Origin of the sequence: Ancylomarina sp. 16SWW S1-10-2, from assembly GCF_009669305.1 — a bacterium.
In the GTDB taxonomy this organism is placed as follows: Bacteria; Bacteroidota; Bacteroidia; order Bacteroidales; family Marinifilaceae; genus Ancylomarina.
The window spans coordinates 88,993-115,217 of record NZ_SADB01000010.1 but is presented as its reverse complement, the minus strand read 5'-3'; the positions used below and the strand labels follow the sequence as shown (position 1 = coordinate 115,217).

General features: G+C 33.2%; 17 protein-coding genes. 6 read left to right on the top strand and 11 right to left on the bottom strand.

Annotated features, from left to right (window positions below; all coding sequences use genetic code 11):
• Positions 1–56 precede the first annotated feature (56 nt).
• The 3 genes from EMN46_RS10125 to proC all read right to left on the bottom strand — a co-directional run bounded on the left by EMN46_RS10125 (position 57) and on the right by proC (position 3,306).
• A complete protein-coding gene (locus EMN46_RS10125; protein ID WP_154200686.1) occupies positions 57–1,307 on the bottom strand; it encodes a glutamate-5-semialdehyde dehydrogenase in 1,251 nt (416 codons plus the stop codon).
• Between the two features lie 64 nt (positions 1,308–1,371).
• Positions 1,372–2,445 (bottom strand): glutamate 5-kinase, encoded by a 1,074-nt coding sequence (gene proB, locus EMN46_RS10120; protein ID WP_368667519.1) that lies wholly within the window; start codon positions 2,443–2,445, stop codon positions 1,372–1,374.
• Between the two features lie 63 nt (positions 2,446–2,508).
• Complete coding sequence (gene proC / locus EMN46_RS10115; protein WP_154200685.1) at positions 2,509–3,306, bottom strand: pyrroline-5-carboxylate reductase; 798 nt, start codon at positions 3,304–3,306, stop codon at positions 2,509–2,511.
• A gap of 1,151 nt (positions 3,307–4,457) precedes the next feature.
• On the opposite strand from proC, the gene EMN46_RS10110 reads away from it, so the two are divergent.
• Complete coding sequence (locus tag EMN46_RS10110; protein ID WP_154200684.1) at positions 4,458–5,918, top strand: potassium/proton antiporter; 1,461 nt, start codon at positions 4,458–4,460, stop codon at positions 5,916–5,918.
• A 1,130-nt stretch (positions 5,919–7,048) separates the two neighbouring features.
• Here EMN46_RS10110 and ftcD read toward each other — a convergent pair.
• From ftcD to hutI, 3 genes are all read right to left on the bottom strand, one after another.
• Complete coding sequence (ftcD, locus tag EMN46_RS10105; RefSeq protein WP_154200683.1) at positions 7,049–8,749, bottom strand: glutamate formimidoyltransferase; 1,701 nt, start codon at positions 8,747–8,749, stop codon at positions 7,049–7,051.
• Positions 8,750–8,872: 123 nt separating this feature from the next.
• Positions 8,873–9,214, bottom strand: coding sequence for a GxxExxY protein (locus EMN46_RS10100; protein ID WP_229130332.1), 342 nt, complete (start codon positions 9,212–9,214; stop codon positions 8,873–8,875).
• 90 nt (positions 9,215–9,304) lie between these two features.
• On the bottom strand, positions 9,305–10,558 hold the full coding sequence (gene hutI / locus EMN46_RS10095; RefSeq protein ID WP_154200682.1) for an imidazolonepropionase: 1,254 nt from the start codon (positions 10,556–10,558) through the stop codon (positions 9,305–9,307).
• Positions 10,559–10,902: 344 nt separating this feature from the next.
• Between hutI and EMN46_RS10090 the strand changes: the two genes are divergently transcribed.
• Positions 10,903–12,498, top strand: coding sequence for a YfcC family protein (locus EMN46_RS10090; RefSeq protein ID WP_154200681.1), 1,596 nt, complete (start codon positions 10,903–10,905; stop codon positions 12,496–12,498).
• Between the two features lie 72 nt (positions 12,499–12,570).
• Here the strand turns inward: EMN46_RS10090 and EMN46_RS10085 are convergent, their stop codons facing one another.
• Positions 12,571–12,738 (bottom strand): DUF362 domain-containing protein, encoded by a 168-nt coding sequence (locus EMN46_RS10085; protein WP_154200680.1) that lies wholly within the window; start codon positions 12,736–12,738, stop codon positions 12,571–12,573.
• 143 nt (positions 12,739–12,881) lie between these two features.
• Between EMN46_RS10085 and zupT the strand changes: the two genes are divergently transcribed.
• Positions 12,882–13,700 carry a zinc transporter ZupT gene (zupT, locus tag EMN46_RS10080; RefSeq protein WP_154200679.1) on the top strand — a complete coding sequence of 273 codons (819 nt, stop codon included), beginning with the start codon at positions 12,882–12,884 and terminating at the stop codon, positions 13,698–13,700.
• 73 nt (positions 13,701–13,773) lie between these two features.
• On the opposite strand, the gene EMN46_RS10075 is transcribed toward zupT, so the two are convergent.
• Positions 13,774–14,568 (bottom strand): C40 family peptidase, encoded by a 795-nt coding sequence (locus EMN46_RS10075; RefSeq protein ID WP_154200678.1) that lies wholly within the window; start codon positions 14,566–14,568, stop codon positions 13,774–13,776.
• A 221-nt stretch (positions 14,569–14,789) separates the two neighbouring features.
• On the opposite strand from EMN46_RS10075, the gene EMN46_RS10070 reads away from it, so the two are divergent.
• From EMN46_RS10070 to EMN46_RS10060, 3 genes are all read left to right on the top strand, one after another.
• Positions 14,790–16,907, top strand: coding sequence for an HD family phosphohydrolase (locus tag EMN46_RS10070; RefSeq protein ID WP_154200677.1), 2,118 nt, complete (start codon positions 14,790–14,792; stop codon positions 16,905–16,907).
• 235 nt (positions 16,908–17,142) lie between these two features.
• A complete protein-coding gene (locus EMN46_RS10065) occupies positions 17,143–18,792 on the top strand; it encodes a Zn-dependent hydrolase (protein WP_154200676.1) in 1,650 nt (549 codons plus the stop codon).
• Positions 18,793–18,943: 151 nt separating this feature from the next.
• The gene (locus EMN46_RS10060; RefSeq protein WP_154200675.1) at positions 18,944–21,337 is read left to right on the top strand and encodes a TonB-dependent siderophore receptor; all 2,394 of its coding nucleotides are present in this window, start codon (positions 18,944–18,946) and stop codon (positions 21,335–21,337) included.
• 23 nt (positions 21,338–21,360) lie between these two features.
• Here the strand turns inward: EMN46_RS10060 and EMN46_RS10055 are convergent, their stop codons facing one another.
• The 3 genes from EMN46_RS10055 to hcp form a co-directional block, all read right to left on the bottom strand.
• Positions 21,361–22,686 (bottom strand): cation:proton antiporter, encoded by a 1,326-nt coding sequence (locus EMN46_RS10055; RefSeq protein WP_154200674.1) that lies wholly within the window; start codon positions 22,684–22,686, stop codon positions 21,361–21,363.
• 126 nt (positions 22,687–22,812) lie between these two features.
• Positions 22,813–24,321: a PepSY-associated TM helix domain-containing protein gene (locus EMN46_RS10050; RefSeq protein WP_154200673.1), complete on the bottom strand. Its 1,509-nt coding sequence runs from the start codon at positions 24,319–24,321 to the stop codon at positions 22,813–22,815.
• Positions 24,322–24,559: 238 nt separating this feature from the next.
• Positions 24,560–26,206 (bottom strand): hydroxylamine reductase, encoded by a 1,647-nt coding sequence (gene hcp / locus EMN46_RS10045; protein ID WP_154200672.1) that lies wholly within the window; start codon positions 26,204–26,206, stop codon positions 24,560–24,562.
• Positions 26,207–26,225: the final 19 nt, after the last annotated feature.

Genomic DNA, 26,225 nt, shown 5'->3' with positions numbered 1-26,225 from the left:
AGCAGTCTCATGATCAAACCCTTACGGGATTTTGTCGAACTTCTATAATTTGTGACTTAGGGAATTCGAACCTGTCCATTACCTCTAACTAGCCATTTATAAGTAGTCAGTTCTTCTAAACCCATAGGACCTCGAGCATGTAATTTTTGAGTACTTATACCAATTTCAGCACCTAAACCAAACTGAGCACCATCGGTAAAGGCGGTTGAAGCATTAGCATAAACAGCAGCTGCATCAACAGATCGGAAAAACTGATTAATTCTTTCAGAATCTTCACAAATCATAGACTCTGAGTGCTTTGAGCCAAATTTATCAATATGATTCAATGCATCCTTAAAATGAGGTACTGTTTTAATTGATAGTTTGTAAGACAAAAACTCTGTACCAAATGAATCTTTATTAGCTAAAAATAAAAGAGAACTTGGATATTTATCCAAAAGATACTTATACGATTTTTCGTCAGCTAAAATCTCAACATTCTTTTCTGCTAATTGACTAACAAGATCAAATAAATCAGTTAATCTATCTTCGTGAATAATTAAACAATCCAATGCATTACAAACACTTATTCGTCGTGTTTTGGCATTAAATACAATAGCCTTGCCTTTATTTAAATCTCCAAATTTATCGAAATAAACATGCACAACGCCAGCACCTGTTTCAATAACAGGAATACTAGCGTTATCTCTAACATAGTTAATTAATTGCTGAGAACCACGTGGAATAAGGACATCAACATACTTACGTGCTTTCATCAGTTCTGTTCCTGCTTCTCTTGAAGCTGGCAATAATTGAATTATATTGGAATTCAATTTATTTTCTTTCAACACATTTTTGATTAAACCTACAATAGCCTTATTGGAATTTTCAGCATCGCTTCCACCCTTCAAAACACAAGCATTACCAGACTTGAAACAAATTGCAAAAACATCGAAACTAACATTAGGTCGTGCTTCATAAATAACTCCGATGGTTCCCAAGGATACCGATATTTTCTCTAGTAAAAGACCATTATCCAAAATTTTACTCTCTAAAATTCTTCCCAAAGGTAAAGGTAGTTTTATCAGGTTTTCTATATCACCAGCAATGCCATTTATACGATCTGCGTTAAGTAACAAACGATCATACTTGGGATCATCCAAAGACATTTTATCCAAATCTATTTGATTTTCTTTAAGTAAAAAAGACGTGTTCTTTCGTACAGATTCTGCCAAGCACATTAAAATTTTATTGGTGACACTATCGCTAAGAAAAACCATTTCTCGTGATGCCTCTTTTACTTTTTTGAATTGTTCCAAACAGTTCATAATCTTCTTTTATATATTAATAATACGCTTAGTGTTTTGAAAAATTGAATAACGACATCATCAATTAATACAAGAGCAAATAATCGTAATGAATTAGTGGTCGAACACCCGTTTTTCCTTGATACTTTTCTGCCATTTTTTTATCATACTGAGCCTTTCCTATACCTATTAGATTTTCAGACTCATCAATAATCTTAATAATATCACCCTTCTGGAAATCACCTTCAAAAGCTGTTATTCCAACAGGTAATAAACTTGTTGCTTTTAAAGAACATAGCGCATCTAAAGCTCCCATATTAATAGTCACTTTAGCTTTTGCAAATCCCTCAGAGCATTCCAGCCATTTTTTAACACTAGAGGTTCTCTTATTCGGCAAAAACATAGTATGATCTACTGAATCTCGGTCATTCAACAGACTTATTAAAATATCTTCAGTCTCGCCATTTGCAATATGAACACGTATACCCGATTTAGCAACTCGACTTGCGATATTACATTTTGTAAGCATACCTCCCCTTCCAAAATTTGATTTCGTAGTTTGTATATACTTTTTTATTTTATTCAAATCAGCATCAACAGTTCTTATTACAGAAGATGAACTATCATCTGGATGACCATTATAAATTCCATTAATATTAGATAATAAAAAGAGAGAATCAACATTCATCATTTCAGAAATTAAACCTGACAACTCATCATTGTCGGTAAACATAAGAGCTGTAACCGAAACAGCATCATTCTCATTTATAATAGGGATTATATTCGTTTCAAGCAGACTTGTCAAACAATTTTTCATATTTAAATAATGTTCACGAGTTCTAAAATCTTGTTTAGTAACAAGAACTTGAGAGCATACAATACCATATTCACTAAACATTGAAGAATAAATGTTCAATAATTCAACCTGCCCTACAGAAGACCATACTTGTCTTGCAGATACAGAATTCATTTTATGGGGCATTTTTACTCGAGCTCTACCAACAGCAACTGCTCCCGACGAAACTAAAATAGGCTGAAAACCCATAGAGATTGCCTTGGCAAGTTGTTTTACAATACTCGATATTCGTTCTACATTTAATTCACCATTATCATTGGCTAGAACATTAGAACCTAATTTGATGCATATACGTTTTTTCACTATGTAAAATTCTACAGGTAAATATTTCCCCTATAAACCAAGCAAATGACTTATTGGATTTTATTATTTTTCTATCTTGTTGTATGAAGTTATCAAACCTTTAATTAATGCAGAACTAAAGCCATGATGCTCCATTTCGTTTAAGCCCGAAATGGTAATACCCTGCGGAGTCGTTACTTTATCAATCTCCCTTTCTGGATGACTATCGTTTTTAATAATTAATTCAGCCGCACCTTTTAGCGTTTGAGCAACAATTTTTTGAGCTAAACTTGAACCAAAACCAATTTCAATTCCCCCTTGAGTAGAAGCTCTTATAAAACGCAAAGCAAAAGCGATACCACATGCACCCAAAACGGTCGAAGCTGCCATCAATTCTTCTGGAATTAATTCTGTAATGCCAACTTGATTAAAAAGTCTCAAGACCTCTTCCTCCTTCTCTCTAGTTGCACGATAAGAAGAAATACAAGTCATAGACTCACCTATGGCAATGGCCGTATTTGGCATAGCTCTAAAAATAGTATACTCCTGTCCTAACATCTTCTCAATTTCTGAAGAACTTATTCCTGTTGCCAAAGAAATGATGGTTACTTTTTTAGCATCCAAAAAAGGACTTATTTCCGCCAACACCTCAGATAATTGCCAAGGCTTTACCACCAAAAATATATAATCGGCTCCATCAACAGCTTCGCAGTTATTTTTCGTTACGTGTATGCCTTCCTTAAGAAGATGATCAAGTAAGTGAACTCGTCTCCTAGTTACGGTAATATTATCAGCTGGAATCAAATTCGTTTTCAATAAACCTTTGGCAATAGAACCGCCCAAATTTCCTCCTCCTATAATTGCAATCTTTTTCAATTCCATACAAACACAATTAACATATTAATAAACTTAATTACTCCTTATTTGCTTTAATAAACTGCTAACCTAAATTCAATATCACATTTCTTTTTAGAAATTCATCTCATAATAAACCCATAATTTTACAGGAATTAATTAATACAAAACGATATGATTTAGTTTTAAAACAACTTTCACAAAACAAGAAAGAGAATCAATATCAGACTTTCTTCATTTGAATAAAAGATCTTATTTCATCTCCTAAATTACTTAAGATACGGTGAAATATAAAACAATTATCCAATAGTTAAATGTACACAATTTAAAATATGCTGAGCAACAGATTTAACAAATTGCACGCAATATAACATTTAGTTAAAATACAAACGGATAAATTGATTCAAAATACATAATTTTAAAGTAGAATAAAATCTTAAGGAATACGATTAACCAAACTAATGAGAAAAGACATTTTAAATAACTGCTACTGCATATAACATATCTACTGGATCTGGTTCTTTAGATGCAATCAGGTTTCCCTTTTAAATGGAATCCATAGGATTCAAATAAAATACGAGTCCGATGGAGTCGCAAGCGTACAATTTGATATTGTTATAAATATATAATGGCGATAGGATAAACTACATTATTATAAAAACATGTTACGGTGGGCTGCACCTTTGGTCGTTTGTTAATTAATATAGCTAGAAAGATTATGGGACGCTGTCCCTAAAAATTTCGATGAGTAGCCAAAATGTTTATTTAATGCTGAACACATTCAAATATTTAGCAAATTAAAGAATGTATAATTTAAGGTCCAGAATACCGTAATATCATTTAAAAAAATGCTTTGGTTTAGGAATTGTAACAGATACCCCTGCAACAATATAAATGCAGGAAAAGGAATAATAAATAGCCAAACAGAAAGCTTCAGATAATATATCTACAGAACCAAAGAGAGGAGTTGTAGCAGAAAATTCACCACAAAAGGAAACCTCCTGAAAATAGAAGAAACATTAATTTAGTGCAAGCTAAGCTTGTTTAAGTGCTAATCGACTTCAAAACACATTTTTTAAACGGCTAATTTTTAATTAGAGAGACCTCAAAAACAAAAGATTTAATTGAGTTATTACAAATGATAAAACTTATATTTGTTTAGTCCCTAAAAAACAAAAATGAACTTAACAATTGAAAACATACTATTAGTTGGCTCTCTATTACTTTTTATAAGTATTATAGTAGGCAAAACTTCTTATAAATTTGGTGTGCCTACCTTATTGCTATTTTTAGCAATAGGCATGTTAGCTGGCTCAGAAGGAATTGGTGGCATTAATTTCGACAATCCCAAAATAGCCCAATTTATAGGTATCGTTTCGCTTAATTTTATTCTATTTTCGGGAGGACTTGACACGCATTGGCAAACTGTAAAACCGATACTTAGTGAGGGTATTTTATTATCTACCTTGGGTGTTTTATTAACAGCATTATCACTTGGAACTTTTGTTTGGTGCGTTACAGACTTTACTATTTATGAAAGTATGTTGTTGGGTTCAATCGTATCATCGACAGACGCAGCGGCTGTATTTTCCATTTTGCGCTCAAAAAATCTTGCTCTAAAAACAAATCTACGACCAACTTTAGAGTTGGAAAGTGGAAGTAATGACCCGATGGCTTATGTACTTACTATCGCGTTTTTAACTCTAGTCATTAATCAAGACCAAAGTATTGCTTCTATTATCCCTTTATTTCTACAGCAAATGATTTTGGGCGGCATTGCAGGTTTTGGATTTGGAAAACTCAGCAAATTCATCATCAACAAAATAGACCTTGACTTTAAAGGACTATATCCTATTTTAGTAATAGCCTTAATGTTTATTACATTTTCAGTAACTGATTTTGTGGGTGGTAATGGTTTTCTTTCCATTTACATTTGTTCAGTTTACTTAGGCAACCAAAACTTACTTCATAAAAAAGCCATTTTAAAAATGTACGATGGTTTGGCCTGGCTAATGCAAATCGTATTGTTCCTTACTTTGGGATTACTTGTTTTTCCTACTCGAATTTTCCCTTTTTTGGGTATCGGAATGTTAATTTCCGCATTCTTGATCATAGTAGCGCGACCAGTAGGTGTTTTTATCAGTTTGATATTTTTCAAAATGAAGTTAAAAAGGCGCTTATACATATCATGGGTTGGCTTGCGTGGTGCTGTTCCCATTGTATTTGCAACATATCCCTTATTGGCAGGCATTGAAAAAGCGAATATGATTTTTAATATTGTATTCTTCATTTCTGTTACATCTGTTTTAATTCAAGGAACAACTTTAACTTTGTTTGCAAAATGGCTAAAGGTGGCATTACCAGAAGAAACAAAACCCACTTCTAAAGCCAACAAGTCTGTTTCTGAAGTGATTAAAACAACAATGAAAGAAATTGAAGTTTTACCTGGTTGTTATGCTGTAGATAAAAAAATTGTGGAATTAGATTTTCCAAAAGAAGGAATCATTGCAATGATTAAAAGAAATGACAAATATCTAACACCAAGTGGCTCTACGGTACTTGAAGCAAATGATATGTTACTTATTCTTTCGGACAACCAAGAAGGTATTGATAAGGTTAATGATTGCTTAAAAAGATAATTACACAACTAAAAAAGACAACAAATCAATCTTAAAATAACTTGAGGATCTCCTTTTAGTGAGACTCTCAATAATACACAGATCTGCATTTAGCATACAAATTTATTGGAGCAGAGCACCGTTATATTATTAAAAACAATGTTTAATACGAAAGATCTGAAGATAATAATTTAAAACATTACGGTGCGCGGCACCTTTGATTGGTTACATGGTTAATATAGCTACAAAGATTACGGAACGCTGTCCCGAAAATTTACCCGAAAATTGATTGTATCTTTTGAAGTGAATGATTAATGTTGAAAAGAATAAACACTATACATTATTATTACACAGCATCTGCGATTAGCATACACATTTATTGGTTGAATGAATAATACAGCTACAAACATTACGGGACGCTGTCCCTAAAATTTACCCGAAAGTTGATTGTATGTTTTGAGGTGAATGATTAATGTTGAATTTAATAAACACTATACATTATTATTACACAGCATCTGCGATTAGCATACACATTTATTGGTGCAGAGCAACATCATAGTTGTAGCAAATAAAATTATTGTGTTGTTAAGGTGCAGAGCACCGTTATATTATTAAAGACAATGTTTAACACAAAAGATCCTAATGCAATAATTTAAACCATTACGGTGCGCTGCACCTTTAATTGGTTACATGGTTAATACAGCTACAAAGATTACGGAACGCTGTCCCTAAATATTCCCATGAGTAGCTAAAATATTTATTGGGTGCAGAGCACCTTTAAATATGTAGCAAAATAAATAGCGTTTAGTTAAAGGTACAGAGTACTGCCATATCATTTTAAATGATGCTTTGGGTTAGGAATTGTAACGAATAACACTACATCAATAATAAATACTGAAAAAGGATTATAAATAATCTTCCCAAAATTTTCGGGATTGAAACATTAAAATAAGATATCTGCAGGAGCCAAAGCGAGACTTGTAGCGGAAAGCCTGCCCGAAGGGAACGTCCTAAATAAACTATCGATAAAGTGTACTCCTACAATAAATATGAGATTACGTCAGTCGCTTAGGCTCCTTCGTAATGACAATTCAAAAAAAACCCGATAGTTTAGAACTATCGGGGCTAAATAAAATATAGTGTATTCGCTATTAGATTTTAGCGTTTACCATTGCAACAATTTTGTTTTCAAGAGCTTGCGCCTTGTCAACAATTGCTTGTCCTTTTGCGATGATATCTGCAGCCCAAGCTTTGTCAGCTAAATCGGCAGCATTAATTTTCACATTCATGAAAGCACCAATAACACCAGAACGAGCGGCTAATGCACCTACGCCAGCATCGGTTACCGAGTTAGGGTTTCCAACTTCGGCCATTGCCTTAGCAACATCCATAGAACCTAAACAAAGCTCCATGGTTTGGAAAGGAACCATAGTTGCAAACTTAGTTGCTTCTTCCATAGCCTCGGCACGAGCAGCTTTCTCCTCCTCTGTTTTCTTAGGCATACGAATAGCTTCCATAATTTTGTTGAAGGCATTGGTATCCTCATCCACTAAATGAATTAGTTTTGTGTGATACAATTTACCCATTTCTGCCCAATCGGAAAACTCTTCCCAACGATCGTCCCATCCTGGTTTGTGAGCCGAAAGATTGGCAACCATTGAACCCAAAGCAGCCCCCATTGCACCCATATAAGCAGAGATAGATCCTCCTCCTGGAGCCATAGATTCTGAAGCTGTTTCATCAACAAAAGCAGTTAAGCTCATGTCAACCAATTTTTTCGCTCCTTTGTTAGCTTCGTTCTCAAGAATGTACTCGATAATTTTTTTGTCAGCTTCGAATGGATAAAGTTCGTCTAATCCTAAAGATTTAACAGCAATTTTGATAATCTCACGATCTGCAATACCCGTAGAACGACCTTGCATGCGTAAGTAATGCTTACCTGCATCCAACATAGCCTGCAATGGCACAACACCAACCAACTCAGAACCCGTAACACGAATACCACGAGCTTGAGCCTTAGCACAAACTTCGTCGAAAGCTTTGTGAATTGGAGTGATTGAGATATCAGTCATATTCATAGAAATTTGAGCAACGCCAAATTCTTCGATGAACCAACCAATTGCTTTAGTAGCTTTTAATGTTCCTGGTTCCATGACTGGATTACCGTTAGCATCTTTTACAATTTTACCTGTTGATGGATTTCCTTCGCGCTTTGTACGACCTCTCTCACGAACATCGAATGCAATGGCATTGGCACGACGTGTAGAAGTTGTGTTTAGGTTAAAGTTATATGCAACAAGGAAATTACGAGCACTTACCGCAGTAACACCCGATTTAGCAACAGATTCAGTAAACTCAGCAGGTCCAAAATCTGGTTTCCAACGCTCAGTTACTATACGATCTTTTACTGCTTCGTACTCACCAGCACGACATGTAGCCAAGTTTTTACGTTCTTCAATACGTGCAGCATTCTCGTAACAATATACCGGAATATTCAATTCAGTACCGATACGCTCAGCCAATTTGTGAGCATAAACCACTGTCTCTTCCATAGTAATGTTGGCAACTGGTACCAATGGACAAACGTCGGTAGCACCGAAACGAGGATGAGCTCCTGTATGTTTACTCATATCAATCAATTCAGCTGCTTTTTTAATAGCACGACATGCTGCTTCTAAAACCTCATCAGGCGTACCAACCATGGTTACAACAGTACGGTTAGTTGCTTTACCTGGATCAACATCAACAAGGCTTACACCTTCAACAGATTCAATTTCGTGAGTGATCTGATTGATGATATTCATATCGTTCCCCTCAGAAAAATTAGGAACACATTCGATTAATTGTTTCATTATTTATATACGTTAATTTGTTGTTTGTTTTATTATAATTATCAGTCGCTTGTAATCGATTATAAATCATTATTAGCTAACTTGATTACACTAATTTATGACGAATTTCACGAATAGTTTATTCTATCTGTTCGACTTAATTGTATTGATAAACCTTTTATATTTTAATGATTTCTCTCCAAAATTAATCAACAATCCTAATTTGAAATTGGTTGCTTTAAGATAATTTATTGTTTGTTGCTCATCAATCTTTAACAAGAATGATTTACTTTTCAACTCTACAATTATTGACTCAAAACAAACATAATCAGCTCTAAAATATTTATTCATCTTTTGACCATCATAAAAGAGTTCTATCTTCTTTTCTCTTTCATAAGGCACATTTATTTTTTCCAATTCTTTCGCTAAAGCTTCAGCATATACACTCTCTATAAATCCAGATCCCAAATTACTATGAACTGCCATACATGCTCATATAATAATATAACACTCTTGTTTGTATAATAAATCAGTCATTCGTGAAATTCGTTTTAATTAGCGAAATATAATCATCTACTACAGCACTTGTCCATTAAGAATAACCGTATCGACCAAATTACTACCATATGCATATGGCATAAATTCGATTGAAGGAATTTCCTTGGTGATAAATACATTGGCAATTTTACCACGCGCGATACTTCCTACTTCATCCTGCAAACCCATAGCGTATGCCGAGTTAATGGTAGTCGCATTAATTGCTTCTTGTGGTAGCATTTTGTAATTGATACAAGCTAAAGATAAAATAAATTTCATATTACCTGATGGTGATGAGCCTGGATTGAAATCAGAAGCTAAAGCAACTGGTAAACCTGCATCGATCATTTTACGAACTGGCGAACAAACCATGTTTAGGAAGAAAGCAGCTCCTGGCAATACCGTTGGCATTGTTTCCGATCCTTTTAATGATTCAATTTCGGCATCGCCAACAAATTCAAGATGATCAACAGAAAGCGCATTGTATTTTACACCTACCTGAATACCACCCGAATAATCCAATTCATTAGCATGAATCTTAGGACGCATTCCGTGTTTCATTCCCGCATTCAAAATACGATCAGTCTCTTCAACAGTGAAAAAACCTTTATCGCAAAAAACATCAATATAGTCAGCTAAATCTTCAGCAGCTACCATAGGTATCATTTCGCTAATTACCATGTCAACATATTCGCTTTGACGCCCCTTGTATTCAGCAGATACAGCATGAGCTCCCAAGAAACTTGACTTAATTTGTAGCGGTGTTGTTTCTTTCAATCGTTTGATGACACGAAGCATTTTCAATTCATCTTCAACAGTTAAACCATATCCTGATTTAATTTCAACCGCTCCTGTTCCCAAACTAATAATTTCGTGAATACGTTCCATTGCTGATTCGTAAAGCTCTTCTTCAGTAGCTTCGTGCATACGTTCAGCAGAATTCAGGATTCCACCACCCCGCTTAGCAATTTCTTCGTATGATAAACCTTTAATCTTATCAGAATACTCAATTTCACGAGAACCAGCATAAATTAAGTGAGTATGTGAATCGCAAAATGAGGGGAAAACCATACGACCTGATGCATCAATTTCTTGCATAACATCTACACCTTCAGAATCGTCAAAATTTGGCATATTCGCCATCGTTCCAAAATCTTCTATTTTACCTTCACTGATTAATAAAAAAGCATCATCAATACAATTAAGCTTAGCCATATCAGCACCAGCAACCCATTTTATTGGTTCTTCTTCAACCTGAACCAACTTCTTTATATTCTTAACAAGTAATTTCATACTTTTATTGGATTAATAATTTATAGTTATCAATTCATTCATAGCTATAATCAATTGATAATAGCCAATTTATACACTACGAAAGTAAATAAAATGACACAATATTACACCTATTATACAATTTAAAACCATAAGAATACAAACCTTTTCGATAAGGTCCAATCACACATTCATTATCTATCCAATAATGAGTGTTTTCTATGGAATCTTTCTATTTTTACAGCGCGAAATCAGGTTTGAAATTTTAAAGATGAGAAATTCGATTAAAGATTATTGATTTAATTCAGTATTCATAAAAATCATCTTATCTCTGATATCTCACATCTTATAACTAATAAAAAGATATGTTTAAAAAAGTCCCTCACACTTACGTTATTGTATTTGCAATAGTCATTTTATCAGCCATTTTAACTTGGATTATTCCAGGTGGTGAATACGATAGAACTATTGTAAATGTTAATGGAACCGATCGTTCTGTTATCGTTCAAGATTCTTATCATCAAGTAGAAAATAGTGGACAAAGTTGGGAAGTTTTCTCTTCATTTTTCAAAGGCTTTGTAGATAAAGCCGACATTATCATGTTTATTTTGATTATTGGAGGTGCTTTTTGGATAATGAATGCTAGCAAATCGATTGATGTTGGGATATATTCTTTTTTGGAATTCACTAAAAAGCTCGAAAAAAACAAGTTCATTCGGAAAATAGGCGTCAATAACATTATACTAACGCTCATCATGCTCATATTCTCCATATTTGGAGCCACATTCGGAATGAGTGAAGAAACAATTGCCTTTACCATTATATTTGTGCCAATGGCAATTAAGATGGGCTACGATTCTATTGTTGGTGTAGCAATTTGTTTTGTAGCGGCCGGATTAGGTTTCGCAGGAGCACTACTAAATCCCTTTACTATTGGTATTGCACAAGGCCTATCGCACTTACCTTTATTCTCGGGTATAGAGTACCGATTATTCTGTTGGTTTATAATTAATATTATCGGTTTTGCTTTTATCTTACGTTATGCTGCTAAGGTTCGTAAAAATCCTAAAAGTTCTTTAGTTTACACAGATGATGATTATTGGAGAAAGCATCATGCATCAGATGTTGAAAATATTGAATACCACACACCAAAATCAGCATGGGTAACCTATATTATACTGTTAGTAAGCATGATCACATTCTCATTCTACTACCCACAAAGCACTTTAAGAATTGGTAATTCTGAATTAACAACTTACATTCTTCCTTTTGTAACAGGTCTATTTGCCCTATTTGGATTTATGTCTTTACGTAAGTCTGTTCACTTTTTTATTCTTAACCTTCTTTTGTTCACCATTATTTACCTAATTGTTGGGGTAATGGGGTACGGATGGTATATCATGGAAATCTCTACGCTATTCTTTGCCATGGGAATATTCTCTGGTATTGCCTACAATAAATCGGCTAACGATATCACCAAATTATTCCTTGAAGGTGTTAGTGATATTCTATCAGCTGCTCTTATTGTCGGTTTAGCCGGCGGAATTCTTATCGTATTGGAGGAAGGTCAAATTATTGACTCTATCCTATTTTACATCTCAAAATCGATGAATGATTTTGGAAAAATCACCTCTGTTGGTATGATGTACATCATTCAAAACATCATCAACGTAATTATTCCTTCTGGATCTGCCAAAGCAGCTTTAACCATGCCTATGATGTCACAATTTTCAGATCTAATTGGCGTATCACGTCAAGCAACGGTAATGGCTTTTCAATTCGGAGATGGATTTACAAATATGATTACACCAACTTCTGGTGTTTTAATTGGAGTGCTAGGTGTTGCCAAAATCCCTTACGACAAGTGGGTTAAATGGATTGGCGGATTTATGGTCGTCCTAATTATATTAGGGTTTCTTCTTCTTATTCCGACAGTAACTATGGAGTTGAATGGTTTTTAATCACAATATATCTAACAAAAAGGATGGTTTTAGCCATCCTTTTTTTTATTAATCACATTTTATTCCATTCTACTAGACTTCTGAAATTGCATCTACCGGGCAAACTTCTACACACAAAGCGCAATTAATACAATCATCTGCATTAATAACGAATATATCTCCAGCCGAAATAGCATCAACTGGACATTCATTCATACAAGAACCACATGCAATACACTCATTTGAGATAATATAAGCCATAGGATAAACATTAAATTAAATCAGTATTGATATTTATAGTAAATTTAGAACATCATTAATTAGTTTGCAACTAAATAAATCGTTTATTAAGATTTGTTATAAATAACGATATCTTTGTATTTCAATAAGTAATAAAAAACAATATGGAAATTGATTATAACACAGTTGCCTTTGCATTTGGACTCACCCTTTTTGCAGGACTATCAACAGGTATTGGAAGTGCCATAGCCTTCTTTGCAAAACGAACAAATACCAAATTTTTATCTTTATCATTAGGTTTCTCTGCTGGTGTTATGATTTATGTCTCGTTTGTAGAAATTCTACAAAAAGCGAAAGTTGCCTTAGTTGGTGCTCATGGGGAAGTCAACGGAACAATTTATACAGTTCTATCCTTCTTTGGAGGTATCTTATTAATTGGTATCATTGATAAATTAATTCCTTCATACGAGAATCCTCACGAGGTTAAAAAAATTGAAGATCTTGATGAGAAGAAAGCAAAAGATAAAAAATTAATGAGAATGGGAATGTTTTCGGCATTAGCTATTGGAATTCACAACTTCCCGGAAGGTTTGGCAACATTTGCAGCCGCCCTAACGGATCCAACTATCGCTATTCCAATTGCTGTAGCCATCGCTATTCACAATATTCCTGAAGGAATTGCAGTTTCTGTTCCAATATTTTATGCGACAGGTAGTAGAAAAAAAGCATTTGTCTATTCTTTTCTCTCAGGTTTAGCTGAACCTATTGGCGCATTAATCGGTTTCGCACTTATATATTCTTTCTTAGGATTAAATGACACTATTTTTGGTACTCTATTTGGCGGTGTTGCTGGTATTATGGTTTTCATCTCACTTGATGAACTTTTACCTACTGCCGAAGAATATGGAGAACACCATATTGCAATTTATGGATTAATAGGTGGTATGGCCGTTATGGCAGCAAGCTTATTGCTTTTCTTATAAAACACAAAACATATAGAATCAATAAAGCCAGTATTTAATGAATAGTGGCTTTAATTGTATATGAATAGGATGATCAAGGAATAATCCTTTTTATCACTCTAAGTTTATGAGAATATTGCTTTGTATCAACATTAAATATGCCAATATGGTCTACATTATCGATACGTACTTTTCCTGATGCATGTATAATTTTATGTCTATCCCAAATAATACCAACATGCGTAATTTGCCCTTCTTCATTATCAAAAAAAGCTAAATCACCAGGTAAGGCTTCCTCTACAAAGGTTAACACTTCACCTTCCTTCACTTGGTCTCTTGCATCTCGAGGCAAACAAATACCATTTAATTTATAAACTATTTGACTTAAGCCAGAACAATCTATTCCATAGGGCGTACGTCCTCCCCAAAGATAAGGCGCATTAAAGTATTTTAATGCAGACTCGATAAGAGAATTTCTAAGTTCATCAGGGTTTTTACCATTAGAAGAAACCACACCTTGATAATGATAAAGTTTATCAGCTAACATAAAGGTTTTTTTCTCTAAATCGCAAAATGGAAATGAACTACCAGGAACAATTAACTTATTTGAATAATCCTTCTCTTGAAAAACCAAGTTAAATGTATCATTAGCAACAACAGGAAAATCTTTATTTAGTTTATGAAAAAGATCTTCATCAATATCTGTTATCATCAAATTGTCTACCCAACCTTCATACTGATCAAAAGCCATTTTAACTTTCGACCATTTTTCAGTAGATTCTATCACTTCAAAATGCTCACCAAAAAGAATTTGGCTAAGCATTTCACTTTTTTCCGTTGGTTCTTTCCGAACAGGAATTACACTTAAATCAGAAATGCCATAAGTCATTTGCAATACAAATTTTAGCTATTGATTAATACTTAATTCTTTATTGATCGTAATTAAATCAAATGTATAAATAAATCAAGTCAATTACTTCCTTTTTACTCTTAAGCTTAATAATAATGTAAAAAGAGCCAATAACACCTTATTTTAAAGGATAATTATTACTTTTATGATAGGATTTTAAATACTATTTTAGATCTAATACAGACTCCAATCTACATAACATGAAGAAATACATTCGCTGGATTCGTCAGAATATCAATGCTATATATAGAATTACACTTTTCATTATAACCTTAGGCATTATATCCCTTATATATCCTAATATAGGGAATTTTAGATACGAATATCAAAAAGGGAAACCTTGGATGCACGAAACATTAATTGCTCCTTTCGATTTTGCTATTTATAAAACTGAAACTGAACTGAATGCCAACAGAGATAGTCTTCTTGCAAAATACGATCCTTATTATCAATTTAATCCAGAAATTTCAAAAAAAATAAAGACCGAATTCAATTCTAATTTCGAAAAAAAATGGACAACATATAGCCAAACTGAAAATTTCAAAAATTTAAAATACAATAAATCAAAAATTGCTTTTGAGAAGAATCGCATTCATCTCTATTTTCAAGATATGTTTGCTGGAATTTATGATGTTGGAATTATAGAAGATGCCAACGCTAAATTTAAATCTCCAAATAGAATAAATAGAACCGCAAATAATGTAAGTGAAAAAGTAGAAACCAAAAATTTATACACACCAAGAACGGCCTATGAATATATTAGCAAAAACTTAAAAAATGATTTTAAAAGTAAAAGCTACCAGGTCTTCTTTCAAAATTTAGATTTAGACACCTATCTAACACCCAACCTTCTTTATAATGAAGACATGTCGGATAAGGTTAAAAACAGCATGCTCAGTAATATTTCACTTACAAAAGGCCTAATTAAAGCTGATACTCGAATTGTGTTGATTGGTGATATTATTGATGACGATACATTCAGAATCCTAGAGTCTTTAAAACGAGAATACGAAAGTATTTTAGGATCATCACAAAGTCATTATCTTTTAATGACAGGACAAAGTTTGTTGATTCTTGCGTGTTTGGTTTTATTATACTTATACCTAAGAAATTTTCGTTTAAAGATACTCGAAGACAACAAAAAGCTTCTTTTTATATTACTCTTAGTTACACTATTTGTAGGCCTTTCTAGCTTAGTCACAAAATTTCCAAACATCAATATTTATATTATTCCATTTGTATTGATTCCGGTCGTTCTTAGAACACTTCTCGATTCTCGATCGGCTCTGTTTATTTATATTACAGCTTTACTCCTTTGTGGCTTTTTAGCTCCTAATAGTTTTGAATTTATATTCTTACAACTTTCTGCAGGTATCATGGCCATATACTCCTTACCTCAACTCGAAAGACGAGGTCAGCTTATTGTAACTGCTATTATTACATTCTTTACATACAGTATTATATATTTTGCTTTTGCAATTACTCAAGAAGGAAGTATTCAGGAAATTGAATGGACAAATTTCATCTGGTTCGCAATCAATGGCCTTTTATTGACTTTCTCGTACTCACTAATATACATTTTTGAAAAATTGTTTGGTTTTATTTCAGACGTTACCCTAATTGAACTCGCTAACCAAAACCATCCGGTTCTTCGCAAACTTATTCAACAGGCACCTGGAACTTTCCAACATTCCTTAACTGTAGCAAATCTTGCCGAAGCAGCAATCAACGAAATTGGTGGCAATCCCCTTCTTGTTAGAACGGGTGCCCTTTACCATGATATTGGGAAGATGAAGAACCCCGTATATTTCATTGAAAATCAAATGTCCAATAGAAATCCTCATGACAATTTAGAGTTTGATAAGTCTGCACAAATCATCACAGATCACGTAAAATATGGCATCCAGATTGCAAAAAAATATAAACTACCTCAGCAAATTATTGATTTTATTGAAACACACCATGGTTCTGGTCGTGTCCAATATTTTTACACATCATTCAAAAATAAGTTCCCTGATAAAGAGATAGATGAAGAAAAATTCACCTACCCTGGTCCTGATCCTTTTTCAAAGGAAACCGCAGTTTTAATGATGGCAGATTCGGTTGAAGCAGCATCTAGAAGCTTAAAAGAAAAGACACCCGAAACAATTGAAAATCTAGTTGGTAGCTTGATAAATAAACAAATTGCTGAAAATCGCTTTGAAATAGCTGACATCAGCTTTAAAAATATTCATCAGGTTAAACAAATATTCACAAAAATGCTTATAAATATTTATCACGCACGAATTGAATATCCTAAAGAAATAAAGAGAGATTAAGAAGAAAGCTTGACTGATTTAAACAGTCAAGTTTTTTTTTACGCTTTTAAAGACCACAAAAAAAACATAAGCAGACCATCCATTAATTTATAACCTCCATTTGAGGACAAAAATATTCTTGTAATTAATCGAAACAATCCTTAACTTAAGGATTAAACAATTCATTTTTATTTGTTTGCACAGAATAATTGCTAATAACAATTCAATTAACATCTAACGCAAAACACCCTCGATTATGAAACGTTATAACTTATTTTTCCTAAGTATTCTACTGGTACTCTCTTCAATAATCGCCTGCCAACCCGAAAAAAAAGAGGTTAAAACCACAAAAGACACAGTTATGCAACGCAAGCTTGCTAATTATGCAACGGTTAAACTAAACGCCGATTTAAGCGGTTTAACAGATGGTCACGCCAAGTTATTCTCTCACCTTTTAAAAGCAGCTGATGCTATTGATGAACTGTATTGGTTACAATCCTATGGCGACAAAAATGAACTTTTAAATAAAATGGGTGACGATTCTGATATTAAAGCTTACGCCATGATTAATTATGGTCCTTGGGATAGATTGGATGGTAACGCTCCTTTTACGGATGATTATCCTCCACGCCCTTTGGGAGCCGGTTTTTTCCCATCGAATATGAATCAAAATGATTTTTTTGCCATAGCTGGCAATGAGAAGTTTTCACCTTTCACAATCATAAAAGAAGACCCCATAGGTGAACTAAAAGTTATATCTTATCACGAAGCATACAAAACTCAAATTAATAAAGCCGTAGAACATATACGCAAGGGTACCGAATACTGTGATTGTCAAAACTTCAAAGCATACTTATTACAACGAGCCGATGATTTATTAACGGATAATTTTATGAAGAGTGATTCTCTTTGGTTAAAATTAAAAGATAATAAGATTGACTTTTTTATAGGTCCAATTGAAAATCGTGAAGATCATCTTATCTGGACAAAATACTCATATGGAGCTTTTGTTCTATTAAGAAATGTGGAATGGACAAAAAATGTTGAGAAATTTTCATTATTACTTCCATACTTACAAAAAAACTTACCTGTAGACGATGAATTTAAGTCTGAAGCACCAGCAGATAATACCGATATTGTTATTTACGACCTACTATATAACACGGGCTACTGTAATGCAGGTAATAAGCTAATTGGTTTAAATCTTCCAATTGGAACCGAGCAAGTTGTTTCAAATTCCAGAAAAATTCACTTTAAGAATGTTATGGAAGCTAAGTTTCAGAAAATTCTTAAACCAATCACAAATCTCGTTATTAATAAAAAGCAGAGAAAGCATGTAAAATTCAATTCTTTCTTCCAAAACACAATATTCTATGAGATTAGTAATAGCCTTGGAATCTCCCAAACTATAAATGATAAGGGGAGTGTTAAAAATGCCCTAAAAGAACATCACGCAGTTATTCAGGAACTAAAGAATGACGTTTTAAGGATGTTTTTCATCACAAAACTGCACGAGATGAACGAACTTAAGGATGTTGATATTATGGATAACTATGTGACACATATGGCAGACGTCTTTCGTTCAATAAGATTTGGTATAACTGATGCTCAAGGTGTTGCTAGCATGATTCGTTTCAACTATTTTAAAGAGCAGGAAGCATTTAAATATGATAACAAATCAAATACTTATAAAATAGACAGTGACAAGATGAAGAAAGCCGTGGAATCTCTTTCAAAAATGGTTTTAGAAATCCAAGGGAATGGCGATTATGAAATGGCATCTGAATTAATTCGTGACAAAGGTTATATCCATAACGAACTTCTAAATGATTTGTATCGAATTCAAAGAGCACAAATTCCTAAGGATATTGTTTATGATCAGGGAGATCAAGTTGCGATGGAATAATTCATAATAATAAAAAAAAATAAGAGCTTGTCTATTCTGACAAGCTCTATTTTTATGATACGTATTTAAAAAGTTTATTTTAATTTTACATTCCTAATATAGAACAATAAAAATATAAACTAAATTTAGAAGTTAATTCTAAAGATACTCTATGCATAAATCTATACTCTTCTTCCTTTTTCTTAGCTTTTCATATATATCGCTATCTCAAAAAATTACAATAAGAAATGCATCTAACAAAGAGCCAATTGAAGATGTATATTTATATACCAAAAACTCTTCAACAAATAGCTCTACCAAAGGAGAAGCAGATTTAACAAATTTCTCAAAGGATGCTATCATCTTTTTTCAACACCCCGCTTTTCAGAATCTTCATCTTGCATATACCGAAATTGCAGCTAATTTGTTTATCGTTGAACTTAATCCTCAACTTTTCAATATTAATGAAGTCACTGTTGCGGCCAATAAATGGGAACAAAATCCTAATGAGGTTCCTATAAACATTGTTCAATTTAATAATAGTACAATTAGAAACTCTGAGGTTTCAACAGCAGCAGATCTACTTAATGAAAGTGGACAAGTATTTAATCAAAAAAGCCAAATGGGCGGTGGAAGTCCAATGATAAGAGGTTTTGCTGCCAATAGAGTTCTTATTGTTCTCGATGGTGTTCGATTAAATAACGCCATTTATAGAAGTGGAAATCTACAAAACCTTCTCAATATAGATCCTAATAGTTTGGAATCAGCCGAGGTTGTTCTTGGTCCAGGCTCTGTAATATATGGAAGTGATGCCATAGGTGGTGTTATGGATTTTCATACCATTAAACCCAAACTTTCTACCGATTCCAATTTTAAATTTCAAATAAATCATAAAACAAAATTTGCATCTGCAGACCACGAAGTTGGACTACACACTAGGTATTTTGTAGGAAATAACAAATGGAGTTATGCTGGTAATATCAGTCAATCGGATTATTCTGATTTGAGAATGGGACGAAATGGTACCAATCAATATGACAGAAATAAATATGTAATTAGAGAAGAAGATAAAGATGTCGTTGTACCTAATTCAGACTCTTACATACAAGAAGGAAGCAAGTTTGATCAAATCAATATTATACAAAAGCTACGATTCAAGGCTTCAGACAATCTTGATTTTCAATATAACTTTCTATTTTCAAATACATCAGATATTCCTAGATACGATCGACTAATTCAATATTCAGGAGATAATCTCAAGTATGCTGAATGGTATTATGGTCCTCAAAGACTTCAGATTCATTCACTAAATATCAAAAATAAAAAATCAAATTCAATATTCGACAGTTATAAATTTATTGCAGCCTACCAAAACTACAAGGAAAGCCGCCACACAAGAAAATTTCAAAATGATGATATTAGTAATCGATTCGAAGATATCGATATTGTCTCAACAAATATCGACTTTAATAAAAAACTAAATAATCAAATTGAACTTTTTTATGGAGCTGAATATATATACAACTATTTAAATTCATCAGCCTATAACAAGAATATAGTAAACTTATCAATCTCTGACCTAGATACTCGTTATCCTGATAATTCCAGATACTCAAGTCTTGCATCTTATGCCAATATAAAATGGAAGCTTAATAATAGATGGACACTTAATAGTGGTTTACGCTATTCTCATATTTGGATAAAATCAAAATTAAACACAGATTTCTACAATTTTCCATTCAATAACTTAAATTTAAATACAGGAGCACTAAACGGTAGCATTGGAGCAACATTACAAACACCTAACAACTACATTGTAAAACTAAATGCAACCACTGGATTTAGAGCACCTAATATTGACGATATTGGAAAAGTTTTTGATTCAGAACCAGGAAAAGTTGTTGTCCCAAACAAAGATTTGAAATCGGAATATGCTTATAATTTTGATTTTAGCTTGAGTAAAAATATAACGCCCGATTTATTTGTAGATATCAACGGATTTTATTCCATTTTAAAAGATGCTATGGTCCGACGTGATTATAGTTTCAATGGCCAATCGACCATGATGTACGATGGGGTTGAGAGTCAAGTGCAAGCTATTGTAAATGATGATAGAGCAACCATTTATGGTTTTAGCCTTAATGCTAAGGCTAAAATGACTTCAAAACTACTATTAGACGCATATTACAATTATTCTAAAGGAGAATATAAAGATGGAAGTCCTGTAAGACATGTACCTCCCGTTTTTGCAACTATGGCTTTAAAATACACTACTGAAAAACTAAAATCGAAACTATCCCTAAATTACAATGGTAAAATAGCCAATAAAGATTTAGCTGACTCGGAACAAGCAAAGGCTTACCTTTATGCAAAAGATGATCAAGGTTTACCCTATTCTCCAAGATGGGTTTCCTTTAACTTAAATAACAGCTACCAATTTAGAGATAAGATTATTTTAGGTTTCAGTGTCGAAAATATCTTCGATATGGCTTACCGTCCCTATTCTTCGGGAATTTCTGCACCAGGTCGAAACTTTATTTTAAGTCTATCATTCGAAATAAAATAATAAATATTTTCTACCTGAGATGTCTATTCATCCACGTTAGATTTTTTTTCCTGATTGTTTTCATCAGATAAAACATCCAATTTTTGGTCCTCTATTGTATCTTCTTCAATTACTGGATTAACTACAAGTGGAATATTATTACCTATTGATGAGTATATTAAACCCCAAGTCATAACTAAACTTGTAGCAATAATAATAAATAGAAGAATTCCCGGATCAAAAGACTCGTTGGTATATTCCTGAGGAATAGCATAATAAAGCAAAACCGTTATTAATCCACGGGGTGCTATCCAAACTTGTGGGAAAATATTAAAACCAATGAAAGCACGAAGAAATAACCAACGTATAGCATAAATACTGACTAAGAGCATTAAACTAACCTCCAAAACCTTAAAATCTAGCAAATTAGAAACAACAATACTCACTCCAAATATAACGAAGAAAAAAGTTCTAACAACAAAGGCAGACTCCATTGTTATGATATGCAACTCTCGTTTTAGAACATCAAACCTCTCCTTATGGAGATATTTTCGGAAACGACCACGGTAAAACAATTCATTATTTTGAGCAATTATACCAAATACTAAAATAATAATTAGTGGCGATAAGTGTAATATTTTTCCTACAGCATAAAGTAAAACTAAAAGTGAAATCAATAAAAACAAATGTGCTCCATCTTTAATAAACTGAAACATGTACAAAAGTAGGTAACTAGCAGCAAAAGCAACAATGCAAGAAACAACGATACTTATCAGAAAACTTAGCATAGGATTCATAAGTACTGAAGTAGACATCGGATCTGGATTCTGAAACTCAATAACATTCAAAACAAAATAGAACAGCATGATTCCTATAATGTCACTAAAAGTACTCTCATAAACATGAAATTCTCTTTTTTCCAAACTCAAATTTCCAACACTGGGAATGATAATAGCACTAGATAATATAGACAAGGGAGTCGCATACAAAACAGATGTGATCCAATCCATATTTGGAATCATATAATAGATAATAGCAGAAGCAACAAGCAAAGATACCACCAATCCTAAGGTGGCAACAATCAAGGATTTAACAATGATATTAATTTTCTCTTTCTTCAACTCTAAGTCAAGTGCAGCCTCCAAAACAATCATAATTAAACCTACGATTCCAAAAATTTCAAGAAGTGGGAAAAAATCGACTTCGGGAACCTTCAACAACTTTAAACCGTATTGAATAAGAACGCCTAAACCAATAAGCATTAGAACCGCTGGAACATTCGTTCTATTAGCTATTTTAGTAAAAAGAAACGAAAGCAAAATGATTAAACAAGCTGCTATAATTAATTGATATGAGTCAAATCCGAACATTGCAATAGATTAAAATTGATTTAATTTCGAAAATAATCAAAATTTGAGATAATCAGCCAACAAAACACACTTTATCATAAATTAAAAAGCTCCGAAAATATTCGAAGCTCAACTGTTCATTTTCCCTTATAACTTTGTTTTTCGTTTGAAGAACAAAATCAAGCCTGTAATAAGTATCCATATTATAGATAAGCCTGCCAAAGGGATAAAAAGAATATAGAATTTCCCAAATATATATTGATAAATTCTACCCGTATGAATCTCAAGACACAAGTTCCACAATGACATTGGAGAGCTCTTAATCTGCTCTGGCATATTTGGAAAATGAATTGTGTCCGTCATATTCCCCACACCTAAATTATAATCAAACACAAATTCACGTCCTTCATCATCTCTTAAATAACCCGCAATTGGATGAGCCGAGATTGGAGGTCCCATTCTTTTAACAGGCATATAGGGTTTCCTTGATATATAATCGAAAATTAATTGTCTTTCTGGAATCCAATAAAACAAACCTGAAAATGAACCAATAAGATATTGCCCAGGTTTAATCACTTCTAACACATTAACGCCCATTATAGAAACTGGAGCTTGAGATACAAATGATAAGGGTGCTGTTTCAAAAAAGTCATCAGAATAATAAATGCCTTCATTAGTTGCTAAAAGAACTCGATCAAGTTCTACATCATAGCATATTCTTCTTAGTTGATCGTACCAAGGGTTTGGGTTATCAAGATGAGTAAAAGGCAATTTGCCAACTTTTGCATTTGCAATACCAATAAGTAATGGTGGACGTAAAAACATGCCAGTTAAAGCTGATAAAATCAAAAATACAATCATCCAATAGCCTAAACGGTTGTGCCATTTCAAATTAAATTTTAGAAATAATGCCTTCGTCTTTACATCTCGTCCTTTCTTTCTTATCCTTTTCATCCATTTAGGATAGATGAAATAAATCATACCCGAAATTGACAGAAGAATAAAAATCAAGCCAATAAAATCCACAAAAAGTTTTCCTGGTAAACCAAAAACTTCACCTGAATGAACTTCCCACAAAGTTTTAAATAAAGATACTTTACCGTCATAATCTGCTTTAGCAAGCAACTTAACTTTCTCAAATCCAAAATCAGTTTGTTTCAGCAAATTCGAACGAGTCAACACATATAAATCACCTTTTATCTCAAGTAAATCTACAACTCGCTTTTCAGAAACTGGTAAATCAATTTGCACCCAAGATTCATTCTTAAACTGGTAGAGACCTAATAAGGTTCCTGCATAAAGCTCTCCTGAACTTGTTTTAAATAATTTCTCAATTTTGCAATTATCAATTCCTTTGGGAAAACCTTGATTAAAGCTCTCGAAACTTTTATAATTATCGTTCGTTTTCCAAACACCAATATTACCATAGATTAAAGCCGTATCCACTACAAGTTGCAAACCAGATTTCACCGCTGCTTTATTCCAATTTTGATATTGATATTCACGACCTAAATAGTCGCGATTAACATTTACCGACGAAAAGGTTTCACGATGATTCATTACTATACCCGAAAGTGAAAATAGCAAAATAAATATGGTAAGAACCAAAGATGGCCACTTATGATACTTCTTAAAAAACCTAGTCCAATTCTTCATCAATAATACAATTTTGAGAGCTAAAACCTAAAGTCTAAAATAAACAAAAACTGCTCAAAAGAGGATGAACCCTTTTTTGAACAGTTTAAGTCATTAACCCAAATATAATCTAACATTAATCTTACTAACAAGATTTTTTTGTCAATCTATTTGATAATCGCCTATCAAATACTTTAAAGAATACGTAGTGGCTAAAAAGCCACTACATATTTGTGATTTAGTTGTAAATTTTTAATTCTTAGTTAAGAAACATTTTCATGTCTTCGTCAACAGTTCCAATTCCTGCAATCCCGAAAGTATCTACTAATACTTTAGCTACATTTGGAGAAAGGAAAGCTGGCAATGTTGGTCCTAAGTGAATGTTCTTAACACCTAAAGAAAGAAGTGCTAACAATACAATTACAGCTTTTTGCTCGTACCATGCAATGTTGTAAGCAATTGGTAATTCATTAATATCATTCAACTCAAATACTTCTTTCAATTTCAATGCAATAACAGCTAATGAGTATGAATCGTTACACTGACCTGCATCTAATACTCTTGGAATTCCTCCGATATCACCTAGCTGTAGTTTATTGTAACGGTATTTAGCACAACCAGCAGTTAAAATAACTGTATCTTTTGGTAAAGCAGCAGCAAATTCAGTATAGTAATCACGACTTTTCATTCTTCCATCGCAACCTGCCATAACAAAGAATTTACGAATAGCACCAGTTTTAACAGCATCAACAACCTTATCAGCCAATTGCATAACTTGGTTATGAGCAAAACCACCTATAATAGTTCCTTTTTCAATTTCAATTGGAGAGGCACATTTTTTAGCCACTTCAATAATTTCAGAGAAATCTTTTATTCCATTTTCATCAGGCTCAATATGCTTGAATCCAGGGAAACCAGAAGCACCTGTTGTATATACTTTATCTTGGTATGTAGATGTTTTTTTAGGAGGAACAATACAGTTTGTAGTGAAAAGAATAGGTCCGTTAAATGTCTCAAATTCTTCGTTTTGTTTCCACCATGCATTTCCGTAGTTACCTACAAAGTGCTTATATTTTTTGAATGCTGGATAATAGTTTGCTGGCAACATTTCTGAGTGAGTGTAAACATCAACACCTGTTCCTTCAGTTTGCTTCAACAATTGCTCCATATCTCTCAAATCGTGACCTGAAATTAGGATACCTGGTTTATCACTTACACCTATATTTACTTCAGTAATTTCTGGATTACCATAAGCTGTTGTGTTAGCTTCATCTAAAATTGCCATAGCAGATACACCATTAGCACCACATTCCATTACTAAAGCTACCAATTCGTCAACAGATAAAGAATCGTCAGTAGTCGCTTCTAAAGCTTTTTGCATAAATGCATACATTTCAGCTTTCTCTAAACCTAGGTTATAAGCATGCTCAACGTAAGCAGCAAAACCTTTCAATCCATAAATAGTCAATTCTCTTAAAGAACGAACATCTTCATTTTCAGTTGATAAAACACCAATTACACGAGCTTTTGCATCAAAATCATTTTCAGCATCAGCAAACCATGTTGCAGAATGATGAAGATTTTCAAATTTAACACCAGCAGCTTCAGCTTGAGTTTTAATCTCTTCACGTAGCTTAAGTCCAGTACGAATAGCTTCAACGAATTTTACTTTATCAAAATTGGCATTAGTAATGGTCATAAATAAACCAGTCATTATAAAGTGGTTCACTTTATCATTTTCAATACCAGCTTCACGAGCCTTAGTACTATAAACCGAAATACCTTTCATTACGTACATCAATAAATCCTGAATATTTGCAACCTCATCGGTTTTTCCACAAACACCCTTTACTGTACATCCAGTTCCTTTTGCTGCCTCTTGACACTGATAACAAAACATAGCCATAATAGTATTTTTTAAAATA